Origin of the sequence: Vibrio marinisediminis, from assembly GCF_014050145.1 — a bacterium.
Taxonomy (GTDB): Bacteria; Pseudomonadota; Gammaproteobacteria; order Enterobacterales; family Vibrionaceae; genus Vibrio; species Vibrio marinisediminis.
In genome coordinates, this window is the sequence record NZ_JACFYF010000010.1 from 1 (window position 1) to 15,762 (window position 15,762).

Consider the following 15,762-nt stretch of genomic DNA (forward strand, 5'->3'; position numbering starts at 1 on the left):
GACGCAAAAGTACAAGCGCTAATGGCTGCGGCTCAAAAGCTAATGGAAATTGCTCAGCAACAAGCGCAAGCACAACAAGCTGAAGGCGCTGATGCTGGCGACGCTCAATCTAAAGAAGATGACGTTGTAGACGCGGAATTCGAAGAAGTTAAAGACGACAAAAAATAATTTATCGTCGCTATAGCGTGTGACTTCTATGTCGAGAGTGCTCACTTACACTTGTAAGCTGCGCGCTCTCTCCTTGAACTAACGCGTTCTAGCTTAGATAAATCGTTTTTAGAATCTAACGATGCGGGCGTCAGAGGTAACTCTAACGCCCGTATGTTTGTTAATGAAGGTTGTCTTTCTAGCTAAGTACTTTGCCAGAGTTTAGATCTGGAATTGAGTGAAAAGCTTTTAGCTAGAATGAGATAAACAATAAATGGCTCTAATGTTTAGGGCTATTTGTAGCAAAGAATTGGTGACGAAAAGCATGTCAAAACGTGATTTTTACGAAGTATTAGGCGTAAGCCGTGATGCAGAAGAACGCGATATTAAAAAGGCGTACAAACGCTTAGCGATGAAATTCCACCCTGACCGCAATCAGGGTGATGAAACTGCGTCAGACAAGTTTAAAGAAGTAAAAGAAGCGTACGAAATCCTAACTGACCCGCAAAAGAAAGCGGCGTACGACCAATATGGTCATGCGGCTTTTGAACAAGGTGGCGGTGGCTACGGCGGTGGTTTTGGTGGCGGCGGTGCTGATTTCGGTGATATTTTTGGTGACGTATTTGGCGATATCTTTGGCGGTGGTCGTCGTGGCGGCGGTGGTCAACGTGCACAACGCGGCGCCGATTTACGTTACAACATGGAACTGACTCTTGAAGAGGCGGTTCGTGGCGTATCAAAAGAGATTGAAATCCCAACACTAGTGCATTGTGATTCTTGTAACGGTAGTGGTGCGAAGAAAGGTTCTTCAGCTGATACATGTGGTACGTGTCATGGTCATGGTCAGGTGCAAATGCGCCAAGGTTTCTTTGCTGTTCAACAAACTTGTCCTACTTGTCATGGTAAAGGCAAGATCATCAAAGACCCTTGTAACGAGTGTCATGGTCAAGGTCGCAAACAGAAAACCAAAACCCTTAATGTTAAGATCCCTGCAGGTGTGGACACAGGTGATCGCATTCGTTTATCTGGTGAAGGTGAAGCGGGTGAGATGGGCGCTCCAGCGGGCGACTTGTATGTTCAAGTCCATGTTAAAGAGCACCATATTTTCGAACGTGAAGGCAACAACCTCTACTGTGAAGTGCCTGTAAGCTTTGCTATGGCAGCGTTAGGTGGTGAAGTTGAAGTGCCTACCCTTGATGGTCGCGTAAATTTAAAAGTACCAACAGAGACTCAAACTGGTCGTATGTTCCGTATGCGCGGTAAAGGTGTTAAAGGTGTTCGCGGTGGTGGTATTGGTGACTTGATCGTCAAGCTAGTAGTCGAAACGCCAGTGAACCTGAGCGCGCGTCAAAAAGAGCTGCTAAAAGAGTTTGAAGAAACATGTGGTGGTGATGCGGCTACCAAGCATAAGCCAAAATCTGAAGGTTTCTTTAATGGCGTTAAGAAATTCTTCGATGATTTAACCAGCTAATTGGTTAATACAGCATATTTAAAAAAGCCTGCTTACTAGCAGGCTTTTTTTACATCTAGAGATTAGGTTGAGGCTGATGGGTTCTGTTTTAAAGCTATTCTCACTGCCAACAGGCTTCAGGTCTCCCGTGACCGGAGTGATCAAGGGTAATGATATCATTGTGGTTACTAAGACAAGCATCTTGCTCTTGGTTCATTTGTGGATCGGCACTAATGGTATAGCTCTGACTATCTGCCGTTATCGTAATTAAATAATCGCTACTGTTACTGTCGCAAAGCTGGCAGCTCCCCCCTGACATAATGACGTCGCGTGCATCACTGTAACCACCGTTATAGCCGTTTTCCAAGTAGAGTTGAATTCGAGCAAGATCACTCAGAGCCGCTGCTCGATTCCCCTGAATCAGTTGTGTTTGGTAAGTAGGATAGGCGAATGAGGCGAGTAAGGCGATTATTCCGACTACAATCAGCAGTTCGATCAATGTCATTGCTTTTAGATGTTTTTTTCTTACTTTGCAGTCAATAATCAGAGCCATTTCGAGGAGTTCCTGTTTATCCATCAGCTCAATTTTGATTACTGTTAGCATCAAAGCAAGATTGAAATGATCAGCCACGCTGTTTACAAAGGATTTTGGGAAATGGGTCGAGGCTTTAACCTTCTTGAACTGACGATCATTATTGCGATTCTCTCCATCCTTTTATTGATGGCGGTTCCTAGTTTTGATGGAATCATGAGCCGAGTTAAGATGAAGCGACTAGCGAGTGAGCTCAATAGCTTTTTGGTTCAAGCTAAGTCTGAAGCCGTGACGCGGAACAAAAAACTGTATGTCCACTTTTCATTTAATACCGACAATAGCATCTCTAACGGTAGTTGGTATATCCAGCTTACTGACTCAGCCTCATCCACTGGTAATCAGTTGCTCTACTTCAGCGGCGCACCGTTCAATAAGATAGAGATCAGCCACAGTTATAACCCTGCTTACATTACTTTCGACCAAGTTCGAGGTCGTCCTAATGGGGGCACAATCGAATTTTTCTCTGTTACGGATACGGTAAATAGACTTAAGGCTGTGATGGCGAACCCACCGGGAAGAATCAAGGTTTGTGCAACCAGTGGAGCTGCCTATGGCTACCCATCCTGCAGTTAGTTCCGTCAAAGGTTTCACCGTCATCGAATTTATTGTTTCTGCTGCGATTGGAGGTGTAGCGCTTGGGATCATAGGTTCAATTTTTATTTCCGCACAGAATGTAGCGCATCAAAAAAGCCAACAACTTAATCTATTACAGTCTCTCACCAGTACGTTTCAGACCATTGAAGAAGATATTCAACGCGCGGGCTTTGATAGTGCCCAAGGGCAAAGCTTAACCTTATCAGGCGCGACAAGTGTCATTACGCAAAATGGTGGCAGCGAATTTGGTATGGCGTATTACCGACAGATGGTCGACAACAAGAATTACCGTAGCCTTCGCTATTACTTAAATGATGGCAAACTGATTTTGTGTGAGCAGGGAGTATTGGTTAAAAGTGAGATAAAAGCATTAACCGACATTGCAAGTTGTCGCTCTTTATTGGATCAAAACATTGTTCAAGTAACGTCGTTTGCATTGTCATCTACCCCTTTGATCAATACCAATGCCACCAGTGCTATTTGGCATCTTTCTATATCAGCACATACCGTCGATAACGCCTATCAGCGTCAACTCGCAGTCGATATTAAGCAAAGGAATTGGCAATGAATTTACAACGCGGTGCGGTAACCATCATTGTGACGTCTGTTCTGCTTTCAGCGATGTTGTTGTTGGTGATGGGGAGCTATCGAGCCACTTTTCACCAAATAAAAGTTGGGCAAAACGAATTGAAATCGCGAGTGAATCATTGGCAGGCTGAAGGCGCGATCGAATGTTTGTTCACTTATATTCAAACCATGTCAGAAGACCCCGCAAATCTTACGCAAGGCAGTAGCCATGCAGCGTTTGCGGCTGTGCAAAATATCTGCTTATCGGATACGAGTCGACAGTCGTTATTCACCAAGCTCGATGCATTGAGCAATTACCGTTTGATTTACCGCTTTGATGGGGTGGATCTAATCAGCAAGACCATTGTTCAGCTTGTTGGGACGGGCAGTGGGGTGATTCAATCTCGAGGACCGCTTATTTTAAATGGTTCACTAGAAATATGGCCGGACGTGACAGGGAAAAAGATCGATGGTCAGGATGAATGTGTGGCGATTCGTTATGCACAAGAGATTGATTACACCTATTCAGGGAGTGGGTTGCAGACGGTCAACCCATTAAATGATGGTCCTTATGCTGGCTATGCAGGGGTTTGTCACCAGTCGACGAAAACTAATCTCAGTGTTAGCAAAAACAGCGCCTCAGATCCAAGCAAAGTGCATTTTAAGAATGACATGATAAAAGACAGCAGTTTGGACCCTTTTCGGTCTTTCTTCGGTTCTCCTCGTTCACAGCTTAACGATGTTCGTGCTAGCTACAAAGTTATTGCTGGCTCAAAAAGCAATTGTGATCAACTAATTGCTAATGCTTTTGCTTCAACTGACAAGGTGTGGGTTCAAGGAGACTGCGATCTTGGAAGTGGGCACGCTTTGACGCTGCTACCTAACACGCCAAGAAAGCTCGTTGTAGAGAACGGTGTCTTTGGTGTTTATTCGGCGGTGGTGTTTTATGGGGCGATGTATCACCTCTATCAGCCTTCAACACCAGTGGACTTGACGGCGAACTGGAGTGGAACAACCAGCGGCATCTACTTACCGGCGAGCCATAAGTCGTCAGTGGCGCATTTTCAAGCGGGCTCTTTTGTCAGCACCGGAGGCTTAATTCTCGATTTACCCAATACATCGACTTACTTCTTCAATTCGATGGTGTTCAAATATGATCGCTCTGCGTCAGGTAGCGGGGGCGGTTCTTCTTCGTATGTATGGCTGAAAGGATCATGGAGTGACTTATAAGCAGAACGGGTTCAGTTTGTTTGAAGTGATGGTATCGCTCGTATTGATCACTATTGCCGCATTAGGATTAATAAAGTTACAAGCTAATCTAGAACAAAAAGCCACATTTACCTTGCAGCAAATCGAAGCTGTGCATTTTGCTGAAAGACAGTTAGAGCTGTTTCGTGCTCGAGCCAATGACACAGCTGGCAGTACCGGATTGGTGGCATTTTCACAGCTGGCTTTACCCGCTTATTGTGGTCATGGAATTGATCAGTTAAGTGGCTCCATTTACTCCATAAGTTGTAAAGTTGAGGACGCCGGGGGGATTTTATCTGGAGAGCTTAAAAATGTCACAGTAACGGTGAGTTGGAATAAACGTGTCGCGGATTACATAGAATTAAGTCCATCTCATGCGGTTTCTTTATCAACAAAACTATCAAAATACAGCGAATTTGATATGTAACAAAATGTTTCTAGCACGAAAAATACGGTAAAGGTTTCGAAATGGTTTCGTCATTGTATTTTATGTGATGTTGATGTGTGTCTTTATTGTTGTGGAGCGTTGTTAAATTTGCAAATTAGGTCTCTAAATGTAGTTTTTCTTTCGGGGTGATGTGCTTTTGTGTGATGTATTTAATAAAATGCTTAATTAGCTAAAGACCACTAAAACTATTTCTAAAGGTCACCGGCAATTACAACATCACATATGGAATTACCATGAGTAACCAAGCTGCAAATAAAGCACCATTGCCAAAGCCGAAGGGTATGGATCGCTTTCTAAACGCTATTGAGCGCGTCGGCAATAAAATTCCAGATCCAGCGATCCTGTTCTTCTGGGCGTTAATGATTACATGGGTAACATCAGCACTTTTATCGAATGTTACGTTCGATCTAGTCAACCCTCGAACTGGTGATGCTCTAACCGTTTCTAACTTGCTAACGGGTGAGTCTCTGGCTAACTTTTTAGCTAACATGGTGACGACGTTTACAAGCTTTGCTCCACTGGGTATCGTTCTCGTTGCAATGCTGGGTGTTGGTGTGGCGGACTCTTCAGGCTTTATTACTACCGGCCTAAAGAAAATGCTTAACTTTACGCCTGCGAAACTATTAACACCTATGCTGATCCTGGTTGCGATTGTGTCGCACACCGCTGCGGATGCCGGCTATGTGTTGGTTATTCCACTAGGTGGTATCATCTTCCACGCTGCGGGTCGTCATCCGCTGGCGGGTATCGCAGCTGCGTTTGCTGGTGTATCGGGTGGTTTCTCTGCAAACTTTATTCCTTCAGGTATTGATCCATTGTTGGCTGGTTTTACCCAGACAGCGGCTCAAATTCTAGATCCTGAGTACATTGTTAACCCACTGGCGAACATTTTCTTCACTGGTCTTTCATCAGTCGTTATCGTTGCTATTGGTTGGTATGTAACAGAGAAAGTTATTGAACCTCGTCTAGCGAATACACCTATCGATGAAGATGCTGAAAAAGCACCGGATCTAGGTTCATTCACGGAGCTAGAATCGAAAGCATTCCGCTATGCGGGTTGGTCAATGATGGCGGGTATCGCACTGCTGATTGCTGCGCTAGTGCCTGAAACATCGGCATTGCGTTCGCCAGAAGGTGAAATTACTGCGTTCTCTGCGCCAGTCATGCGTTCTATCGTTCCGCTGATCTTCATTCTATTTATCATTCCTGGTTACGTGTACGGTCGTGTATCTGGCACGTTCAAGACCAGCAATGACATTATCAAAGCAATGGCAAATACCATGTCGACCATGGGTGCTTACATTGTTATGTCATTCTTCTGTGCGCAGTTCCTATCGGCATTTGCACAGTCAAACATCGGTACGATGTTGGCGCTATACGGTGCGGAAGGTCTGAAGGCTATGAACCTACCAGGTGAAGCGACAATCGTGGGTATGATTCTACTGACGGCGTCTGTAAACCTACTTATCGGTTCGGCATCGGCGAAGTGGGCACTAATTGGTCCAATCCTTGTACCAATGTTGATGGCGGTGGGTATTTCTCCTGAGCTATCTCAAGCGGCTTACCGCGTTGGTGACTCAGTATCGAACATCATTTCCCCGTTAATGGTCTTCTTCCCGCTTGTGGTTGTGTACTGTCAGCGTTATGTGAAGTCGACAGGTATCGGTACGCTAGCATCGCTAATGATGCCATTCTCTATCGCTATGCTAATTGGTTGGTCTATCTTCCTAATCGCATACTGGATGATTGGTATTCCACTAGGTGTACAAGCGCCATACACTTACACAATGTAAGCGACACAAATGGTTACAAGCCTACCCAACCGGGTAGGCTTTTTTTTATCTGCGACTCGCTATACACTGCATGCGACGGCACATGCCGTTATACATGGAAAATAACAAACTATGAAAATTCTGCTTTTAGTAGGGTTAATTGTTTTAAACGGTTTATTTGCGATGTCTGAGATCGCATTAGTTGCTGCAAAAACGAGTCGATTGAAACGCATGGCTGAAAAGCATAAAGCTGCTCAAGTCGCACTGGATTTAAAAGAAGATCCCACTCGTTTCCTCTCTACCATACAAATAGGTATCACGGTTATCGGTCTGTTGAGCGGTATTGTCGGTGAAGCGACGCTCTCGGTGCCTTTAGCCCAGCAAATGGAGTTATGGGGTATTGAAGCCACTCAGGCAAATATATTCTCTACTGCAATTGTCGTTGTGGGTATTACTTACTTCGCGATTGTTGTGGGTGAGTTGGTGCCGAAACGTTTTGCTCAATCGCAGGCAGAAACGATCGCGGTTCTGGTGGCATTGCCTATTTATTGGGTCTCGAAAATCACGACTCCATTTGTATTTGCACTTTCTTGGTCAACAGAAACCTTGCTTAAATTGCTTGGTCAACGAAACCAAGAGGACAGCGTGACAGAAGATGATATTCACGCCATTGTACGTGAGGGCTCTGAGTCAGGTGCGATTGAACAAGGCGAGCAAGAGATGATCCGCAATATCTTGCAGCTTGATGACCGATTAGTCAGTTCATTGATGACGCCGCGTCGAGATATTGATTTTCTCGATATTGATCAGCCTATAGAGCAGTTACTCAAACGTATTCGCTCAACCAAGCACACGGTCTTCCCTGTATGCCAAGGGCATCTAGAAAAGATGGTTGGTACCGTCTCTGCTAAGGCGCTGCTTAATCAAGCGCACAAGCTGAATGTGCAGGTTATCGTGGGGTTGTGTAAAGCGCCAGTCTATATTCCTGAATCAATGAAAGGTTTGCGCCTACTTACTTACTTTAAAGAGTCGGGCAGTGAAATGGCGTTTATCGTCGATGAGTATGGTGACGTTCAAGGTGTCGTGACTCATTACGACGTATTGGAAGCAATTGCTGGCGAGCTATCGAATAACCCAAATGATTTGTGGGCAGAACCTACTGAAAATGGCTGGTTATTAGATGCGTCGATTCCTCTTAGTGAGGTTAAAAATCGTTTAGAGCTCTCTGAACTAGAGGGGGAAAATGAAGGGTTTCAAACTTTAAATGGATTACTCACTTGGCGAGTGGGACGTTTACCTGAGCAAGGTGAAGTGATCACTTGTCAGCAATGGCAGTTTGAAGTTTTGCTGGTTGAGCATAACCGTATTGTGAGTGTGAAAGCATCGCCGCTTGAGCAAGATCAAAACGACTAAACTCTCTTTGGTTGTGTTATAAGGCTAAGATTAGGTATGCTTCGCGGCATACCTATTTTTTTATATTTGTTTCTATAGTTGGAGCCCAGTTTGTCTCAGCAATTTTCCGCACTCGATGAGCATTTCATGCGTTGTGCCATGGCATTAGCCGCTCAAGCAGAAAAAGAGGGAGAAATCCCTGTGGGTGCCGTGCTGGTCAAAGATGGCGAAGTTATCGCAGAAGGCTGGAATCAGTCGATTAGTTGCCACGATGCCACTGCCCATGCAGAAGTTCAAGCGCTGCGTAAAGCGGGTCAGTCGCTATCAAACTATCGACTGCTTGATACGACGCTGTATGTGACGTTAGAGCCTTGTCCTATGTGTGCTGGCGCGCTTTTGCATAGCCGTGTGAAACGCATCGTTTTTGGCGCTCCGGATCTTAAAGCGGGGGCGGCAGGCACAGTATTAAATCTGTTTGAACATCAAGCCGCTTATCACTACGCGACCGTTGAACGAGGGCTGCTGGAAGATGAATGTCGTAAACAGTTGCAAACGTTTTTTAGGCGTCGTCGTAAACAGATTAAAGCGTTAAAGAAGGCAAAGGATAAGTTGCTAAGTAAGCAAGGAAAAAGCGAGTCATAGAAAGGAAATTCAGTTAGCAAACATATAAATATGTTTGCTAACTTTTCAAGCCAGTCTAATTCAAAAAGAACTAGAGGCTAGACAATTGCACAAATGCACGATGGCGAGCAATCACCTTTTTCTTGTTGTTTGCTAGTTTGCGTTTACGGCGGTTAGCGGCAACAGTCTTTTTAAGGCGTTTTGATTGCATGCTACGTTTTCGCATAAAACAACCTCCAAATAATACAAATTGCATTACCGGTTAAAACCGAAATGATCCCCACCAAAAGTTGATGAGAACACGCTTCTACATATTTAGATTTGTATCAGAAATTGATGACAGTTTATTTATCTAAACTCTCGAAGGGCAGTGAGTATGTATGGATTGCAGCAAAGAATTCAAGGGAAATCTGCATAAATCGAGATTTCCCTTGATTTAGAATAGGTAACCAGTGTTTTAGTTAGTTTGGTTACTTGTATTTGACGACTCAACCGCAGCAGAAGTTGTTAACCCTGAGGCATCGGAAATAGACCCTTGCGCCGCAGAAAGCATCTGTGGGGTGACCTCTATTACCGCTAAATCGTTAATATTCACATCACCTTCGTCAGGCGTTTGCTGCTCAACATGACCGATAATACTTTGGTAATAACGACGAATATTCTCAACGTAATTACGCGCTTCGTCACCACGAGCGTAACCATAGCGGGTATGGCTGTAGTACTTCGCTTGGCGTAGTAATGGCAAGCGCTCTTTTACATCAGCCCATTGGTCAGGGTTGCCACCTTGTTTCTTGGTGAGCCTTCTGGCATCCATTACGTGTCCGTAGCCTACGTTGTAAGAGGCGAGGGCAAACCAAATTTTCTCATGCTGCTCAATAGAATCAGGAATGCGAGCTACCATGCGGCGTAAGTATTCCACTCCCCCTTTAATTGATTGCTCAGGGTTAAGTCGATTGGTTACCCCAACACTTTTTGCCGTTGGTAGAGTTAACATCATCATGCCACGCACACCGGTTGGCGATCTAGCAACTGGGTTCCAATGTGACTCTTGGTAGGCCAAAGCGGCAATTAAGCGCCAATCGAATTCTTCTGAATACTCTTTAAATAGTGGTGCCCATTTAGGCAGTTTGTTGTCCAATGCACGAATAAACGCACGGGTGTCGACGTAATCAAAGCTGCCGATATGACCAATGTATTTCTCTTCTAATTGAGCTAAATCACCGGATTGCTTTAAGTGACCAAAGAATTCAATCACCATCGCGTACAGGCTTTCATCATCAGAACGACGTAAGAACCATGACGTAGGTTGGTCTTCAGTAAGCTCGAAGGCGGTGGCGACATCAGGGTAGATACGTTGAGAAAGTGATACTTCAACGGAATCGGCAACGGTGAAGCGTATTTTGCCTTCTGATATCTGTTTGAGCAAATCACTGACATCGGCCGATTTATTAATAGTGAACTTAAAGTCAGGGTGCTCTGTTTGAATCGTCGCTAAGGTTTGCTTGAAGTGAGAATCACCAACGATAGTGACTACAGGTTTACCGTCATTCTCTTCAATCAGTGATGCTTGCTTCTTAAGCAATTGGCTCAAATTACGTGGTCGCCAATGCCCTTTTTTATAGATCAACTGCTGGCTGACGTAATAGTAAGCAGGACCGGGTCTAAAGCGTTTCAATCGATCAGGGGATTGAGTTAAGCCGGCAGCAATAATGTCTATCTCACCTTTTTCAAGCGCTGGATAAAGATTCGAAATTTGATAAGCCGGTTTCATTTCTAAACGTACGCCAAGTTCTTGCGCGAACTGACGTGCAATTTCGTAGTCCAACCCGGCAGGACCATCAGGACCGATGTAGTATGAAAGTTGATTGTTTAGTGTGCCTACACGCAATACGCCGCGTTCACGAATTTGGTCTAAATCGCTTTTGGGTGCCGACTCTATCTGGCATCCCACCAACATCATCGCGCTGATAGTAAATAGCAGATAAGTTCGTACTTTATTAAGAAATTGGCTACTCATTCATAGTTTCTCGTACTTCATGTACGGCCTTTATATCAGAGTCGACGAGTAAGGCAAAGTAAAGCTGAAGCTATCGCGAGCACAGCTAGATTTTTCGGTGGTGTGCAAAAAAGTTTATGCCGCTATTTGTGGCGGGTTCCGCAGTTGTGGGTGCAGCAATCTCAAGCAGGACAAGCGTTGAGCAATATTACGTGAACCGGTTGTATTTCAAAATTGACAAAAAAATAAAGCAAACGTTTGCTTTTGATGTTACATCACAAAAATAAATCCTTTATAATGCGCCCGCAACCCGAGGTGAAATCGGCATAAGTTATCGATGAATGTTTATTAACTATCTGAATTTATTCCAATATCACCTTAATCAATTGCAGAGAGACCTAAGTACATGAGAATTTTGCGTGGCTCCCCAGCTCTTTCCGAGTTTCGTGTTAACAAGCTACTAGACCTTTGCCGTGAACAGCAGTTACCTGTGAGCGCTATTTACGCAGAGTTTATGCACTTTGCTAATTTGACGGCAGATCTCAATGCCTCAGAGAGTGAGAAGCTTGAAAAGCTACTTACCTATGGTCCAACGATTGAAGAACATGAACCGCAAGGTTTATTGCTTCTTGTTACCCCACGTCCCGGCACAATCTCACCTTGGTCTTCTAAATCGACTGATATCGCAACAAACTGTGGCTTAGACAAAGTAAAACGTCTTGAGCGTGGCACGGCGTATTATATTGAATCTTCAGTTGAGCTTTCTCAACCGCAAATTGAAGCAGTAAAAGCATTAATCCATGATCGAATGATGGAAACCGTATTCACTGAGTTTGAAGCGGCTGACACACTGTTTAAAGTATCACAGCCAGCACCAGTGGCAGATGTTGATATCTTGGCTGGTGGTCGCCTTGCGCTTGAAGAAGCAAACGTTTCCCTTGGTCTTGCTTTGGCTGAAGATGAAATTGATTACTTGGTCGAAAGCTTTACTAAACTAGGCCGTAACCCAAATGATATTGAGCTGATGATGTTTGCCCAAGCAAACTCAGAGCACTGTCGCCATAAGATTTTCAATGCTGATTGGACAATTGATGGTGTGGAGCAAGAGAAATCTCTGTTTAAGATGATTAAGAACACTTTTGAAGTGACACCAGATCATGTGCTGTCAGCCTACAAAGATAATGCTGCGGTAATGGCAGGTTCAAAAGTCGGTCGCTTCTTCCCTGATCCTGAGACTCGTCAATACAATTACCATCATGAAGATGCCCACATCCTGATGAAGGTAGAAACACATAACCACCCAACGGCAATTTCACCATGGCCAGGTGCATCCACCGGTTCGGGTGGTGAGATTCGTGACGAGGGCGCAACAGGTATTGGTGGTAAACCAAAAGCTGGTCTGGTTGGTTTTACTACTTCAAACTTGCGTATTCCTGGCTTTGAACAGCCATGGGAAACGGATTTCGGTAAGCCAGGTCGCATTGTTACAGCACTGGATATTATGCTGGATGGTCCGCTAGGTGGCGCGGCATTTAACAATGAGTTTGGTCGTCCGAACTTGCTGGGTTACTTCCGTACCTATGAAGAGAAAGTGACTTCTCATGCGGGTGAGGAAGTACGTGGTTATCATAAGCCGATCATGATTGCTGGTGGTTTAGGTAATATCCGCGACCAACATGTGCAGAAAAAAGAGATCCCAGTTGGCGCGAAGCTAATTGTGCTTGGCGGTCCAGCGATGAACATTGGTTTAGGTGGCGGCGCAGCCTCGTCAATGGCATCAGGTCAATCAGCAGAAGACCTTGATTTTGCATCTGTTCAGCGTGAAAACCCAGAGATGGAGCGTCGCTGTCAGGAAGTGATAGATCGCTGTTGGCAGCTTGGCGAGCAAAACCCGATTGCCTTTATCCATGATGTGGGTGCGGGCGGTATCTCGAATGCATTGCCAGAGTTGGTTGATGATGGCGAGCGTGGTGGTAAATTCCAACTACGCGATGTGCCAAATGATGAGCCGGGCATGAGCCCACTTGAGATCTGGTGTAACGAATCACAAGAGCGTTATGTTTTAGCGGTAGCCGTAGAAAACATGGCGGAGTTTGACGCAATCTGTAAGCGTGAACGCGCACCTTATGCTGTGGTCGGTGAAGCGACAGAAGAGCGCCATCTAACGTTGGAAGACTCACATTTCGACAATACGCCAATCGATATGCCTATGGATATCCTACTAGGCAAAGCACCGAAGATGCACCGTGATGCAACAACGTTAAAAGTTGAAAGCCCAGCGATTAATCGTGATGGTATCGAAATTAACGACGCAGTTGATCGCGTGCTTCGCTTACCGACGGTCGCTGAAAAGACCTTCTTGATTACCATTGGTGACCGCTCTGTAACAGGCTTAGTTGCCAGAGACCAAATGGTTGGTCCTTGGCAGGTTCCTGTCGCTAACTGCGCAGTCACTGCAGCGAGTTATGATACTTACCATGGCGAAACGATGTCGATGGGTGAGCGTACACCAGTCGCACTGTTGGATTTTGGTGCTTCAGCGCGTCTTGCTGTTGGTGAATCACTGACCAACATTGCGGGTACGGATATTGGCGATATTAAACACATCAAACTGTCGGCAAACTGGATGTCACCAGCGGGTCACCCAGGTGAAGATGCTGGTTTGTACGAAGCGGTAAAAGCCGTTGGTGAAGAGCTATGTCCAGCGCTAGGGTTAACTATCCCAGTAGGTAAAGACTCGATGTCGATGAAGACCAAGTGGGAAGAGAACGGTGAAAACAAAGAGGTGACTTCACCGCTGTCACTGGTGATCACCGCATTCGGTCGTGTGGAAGATGTACGCAAGACGGTAACTCCGCAACTTCGTACCCCGGCAACGTTACACGGGCTTGGCGAGTCTTCACTAGTACTCGTTGACTTAGGTAATGGGCAAAACCGCATGGGCGCAACGGCGCTGGCACAGGTATACAAGCAACTGGGTGATAAGCCAGCTGATGTTGATAACGCGGAGCAATTGAAAGGCTTCTTTGACGCAATGCAAAGCTTAGTGCGCAATGACAAGTTGGTTGCTTATCACGATAAAGGTGATGGTGGTCTGTTTGTGACATTGGCTGAAATGGCTTTTGCAGGGCACTGTGGCGTAAATGCAAATATTGCAGAGCTTGGTGACGATACGCTAGCGGCTCTGTTTAACGAAGAGCTAGGTGCCGTTGTTCAAGTTAGAAATGAAGACCTTGATTCTGTACTGTCGACACTCGCAGCGCATGGTTTAGAAGCGTGTTCTCATGTTATTGGTCGTGTAGAAGAGTCAGATACTCTCATTATTACATCGGGTGATGAAGTGATTGTAGAGCGCTCACGTACTGAGCTTCGCACCATCTGGGCTGAGACCACGCATAAAATGCAAGGTCTACGAGACAATCCAGTATGTGCCGACCAAGAGTTTGAAGCGAAGAAAGACAACTCAGACCCTGGTCTGAACGTGAAACTAAGTTTTGATGTGAATGAAGACATTGCGGCGCCATATATTGCAAAACGCGCGAAGCCTAAAATGGCAATTCTACGTGAGCAAGGCGTAAACTCGCATGTTGAAATGGCCGCAGCGTTTGACCGAGCGGGTTTTGAAGCTACTGACATTCACATGAGTGATATTCTAACTGGTCAAGCGGTATTGGAAGAGTACAACGGCTTAGTCGCTTGTGGTGGTTTCTCTTATGGTGACGTACTTGGAGCGGGTGAGGGCTGGGCAAAATCCATTCTATTCAATGCTCAGGCGCGTGAACAGTTTGAGGGCTTCTTCAACCGTGACGATACCTTCTCACTGGGTATTTGTAATGGCTGTCAAATGCTGTCTAACTTGAAAGAGTTGATCCCAGGCGCTGAGTTATGGCCTCGTTTTGTACGCAATGAATCGGAGCGTTTTGAAGCACGCTTTAGTTTGGTTGAAGTACAAAAATCAGACTCAATCTTCTTTGATGGTATGGCGGGCTCGCGTATGCCAATCGCAGTCTCACACGGTGAAGGCCGCGTGGAAGTGCGTAACGGCGAACATTTAAATGCAATTGAAGCGTCGGGCACAGTCGCATTGCGTTATGTTGATAACCATGGCAACCCAACCCAGCAGTACCCAAATAACCCGAATGGTTCGCCAAACGCGATTACGGGTTTAACGACTGCTGATGGGCGTGTCACGATTATGATGCCGCATCCAGAGCGAGTGTTCCGAACGGTTGCAAACTCATGGCATCCAGACAGCTGGGGCGAGAATAGTGCGTGGATGCGTTTATTCCAAAATGCCCGTAAGAACATTGGCTAATGTAAGCGAGTGGTCTTTGAGATAACAGAGCGCAGCCTAATAAGGCTGCGTTTTTTTCGCTACAAGCTGATAAATATGCCTTTGAGCGATATTGAACTAGTTTGTGATCGAGATCTTATTAGGAAAGCATAAAATAATTGCAGCACGCTAGGATCTTTTATGTTCTAATACCGCGCTTACCAAGGGATGGTGTTAAACAGCTCAGCTTCGATGGAGTTATCAAGTTGACCGATCCCTGAATAATCCCTTAGGAAATTGAAATGTCTAAAAACAAAAAATTCGCAATTCGCGTGACTGAAAAGCGCGCTGGTTGGACTGCAGAAATCACTCGTCAAGTAACATCACGTAAGACAGTAGTCTCTAAGCGTGAAGCTGGTTTTGAAACTGAAGAACTTGCGCAAGCATGGGCTGAGAACGAGTTGCTAGGTTTTGTTAAGAACCAAGCAGAACGTAACGAGCGTAAAGGCCAACAACGTGTTGAGCGTCAAGAACGCCAAGAGCTTGAAACGGCAAAACGCAAAGCAGCAGCATTGCGTGCGCGTGCGGAAGCAGCGTTAGAAGCTGACGACGAAGAAGAGTAATCATTGCTCTTAATCGAAAAAAAACCGCCGAACGGCGGT

13 protein-coding genes and 1 pseudogene are annotated in these 15,762 nt (G+C 45.4%); 11 read left to right on the forward strand and 3 right to left on the reverse strand.

All coding sequences use genetic code 11. The annotated features are described in order from the left end of the window. A pseudogene (locus tag H2O73_RS14690) lies at positions 1-168 on the forward strand (Hsp70 family protein); the annotation flags it as partial. Between the two features lie 304 nt (positions 169-472). Next, positions 473-1,618 (forward strand): molecular chaperone DnaJ, encoded by a 1,146-nt coding sequence (dnaJ, locus tag H2O73_RS14695; RefSeq protein WP_182109623.1) that lies wholly within the window; start codon positions 473-475, stop codon positions 1,616-1,618. A 100-nt stretch (positions 1,619-1,718) separates the two neighbouring features. On the opposite strand, the gene H2O73_RS14700 is transcribed toward dnaJ, so the two are convergent. Further along, positions 1,719-2,150, reverse strand: coding sequence for a type IV pilin protein (locus H2O73_RS14700; RefSeq protein WP_182109742.1), 432 nt, complete (start codon positions 2,148-2,150; stop codon positions 1,719-1,721). A gap of 66 nt (positions 2,151-2,216) precedes the next feature. Between H2O73_RS14700 and H2O73_RS14705 the strand changes: the two genes are divergently transcribed. From H2O73_RS14705 to tadA, 7 genes are all read left to right on the forward strand, one after another. Next, positions 2,217-2,762, forward strand: a complete 546-nt coding sequence (locus H2O73_RS14705) for a GspH/FimT family pseudopilin (RefSeq protein WP_306464269.1) — start codon at positions 2,217-2,219, stop codon at positions 2,760-2,762. Then, positions 2,740-3,351 (forward strand): PulJ/GspJ family protein, encoded by a 612-nt coding sequence (locus H2O73_RS14710; protein WP_182109624.1) that lies wholly within the window; start codon positions 2,740-2,742, stop codon positions 3,349-3,351. The genes H2O73_RS14705 and H2O73_RS14710 overlap by 23 nt, the downstream gene beginning before the upstream one ends. Further along, positions 3,348-4,580: a hypothetical protein gene (locus H2O73_RS14715; protein WP_182109625.1), complete on the forward strand. Its 1,233-nt coding sequence runs from the start codon at positions 3,348-3,350 to the stop codon at positions 4,578-4,580. The genes H2O73_RS14710 and H2O73_RS14715 overlap by 4 nt, the downstream gene beginning before the upstream one ends. Then, complete coding sequence (locus H2O73_RS14720; protein WP_182109626.1) at positions 4,570-5,025, forward strand: type IV pilus modification PilV family protein; 456 nt, start codon at positions 4,570-4,572, stop codon at positions 5,023-5,025. The genes H2O73_RS14715 and H2O73_RS14720 overlap by 11 nt, the downstream gene beginning before the upstream one ends. A gap of 254 nt (positions 5,026-5,279) precedes the next feature. Beyond that, a complete protein-coding gene (locus H2O73_RS14725) occupies positions 5,280-6,839 on the forward strand; it encodes an AbgT family transporter (protein WP_182109627.1) in 1,560 nt (519 codons plus the stop codon). 111 nt (positions 6,840-6,950) lie between these two features. Further along, a complete protein-coding gene (locus H2O73_RS14730; RefSeq protein WP_182109628.1) occupies positions 6,951-8,231 on the forward strand; it encodes a hemolysin family protein in 1,281 nt (426 codons plus the stop codon). 78 nt (positions 8,232-8,309) lie between these two features. Then, positions 8,310-8,852, forward strand: coding sequence for a tRNA adenosine(34) deaminase TadA (gene tadA / locus H2O73_RS14735; RefSeq protein WP_438696072.1), 543 nt, complete (start codon positions 8,310-8,312; stop codon positions 8,850-8,852). Between the two features lie 70 nt (positions 8,853-8,922). Here the strand turns inward: tadA and H2O73_RS22220 are convergent, their stop codons facing one another. Both H2O73_RS22220 and mltF read right to left on the reverse strand, forming a co-directional pair. Beyond that, positions 8,923-9,057 (reverse strand): hypothetical protein, encoded by a 135-nt coding sequence (locus H2O73_RS22220; protein ID WP_281364235.1) that lies wholly within the window; start codon positions 9,055-9,057, stop codon positions 8,923-8,925. Positions 9,058-9,288: 231 nt separating this feature from the next. After that, positions 9,289-10,848, reverse strand: coding sequence for a membrane-bound lytic murein transglycosylase MltF (gene mltF / locus H2O73_RS14740; RefSeq protein WP_182109629.1), 1,560 nt, complete (start codon positions 10,846-10,848; stop codon positions 9,289-9,291). 385 nt (positions 10,849-11,233) lie between these two features. Here mltF and purL point away from each other — a divergent pair, with 385 nt between their 5' ends. Beyond that, on the forward strand, positions 11,234-15,142 hold the full coding sequence (gene purL / locus H2O73_RS14745) for a phosphoribosylformylglycinamidine synthase (protein ID WP_182109630.1): 3,909 nt from the start codon (positions 11,234-11,236) through the stop codon (positions 15,140-15,142). 260 nt (positions 15,143-15,402) lie between these two features. Beyond that, positions 15,403-15,723: a DUF3622 domain-containing protein gene (locus H2O73_RS14750; protein WP_182109631.1), complete on the forward strand. Its 321-nt coding sequence runs from the start codon at positions 15,403-15,405 to the stop codon at positions 15,721-15,723. Positions 15,724-15,762 lie beyond the last annotated feature (39 nt).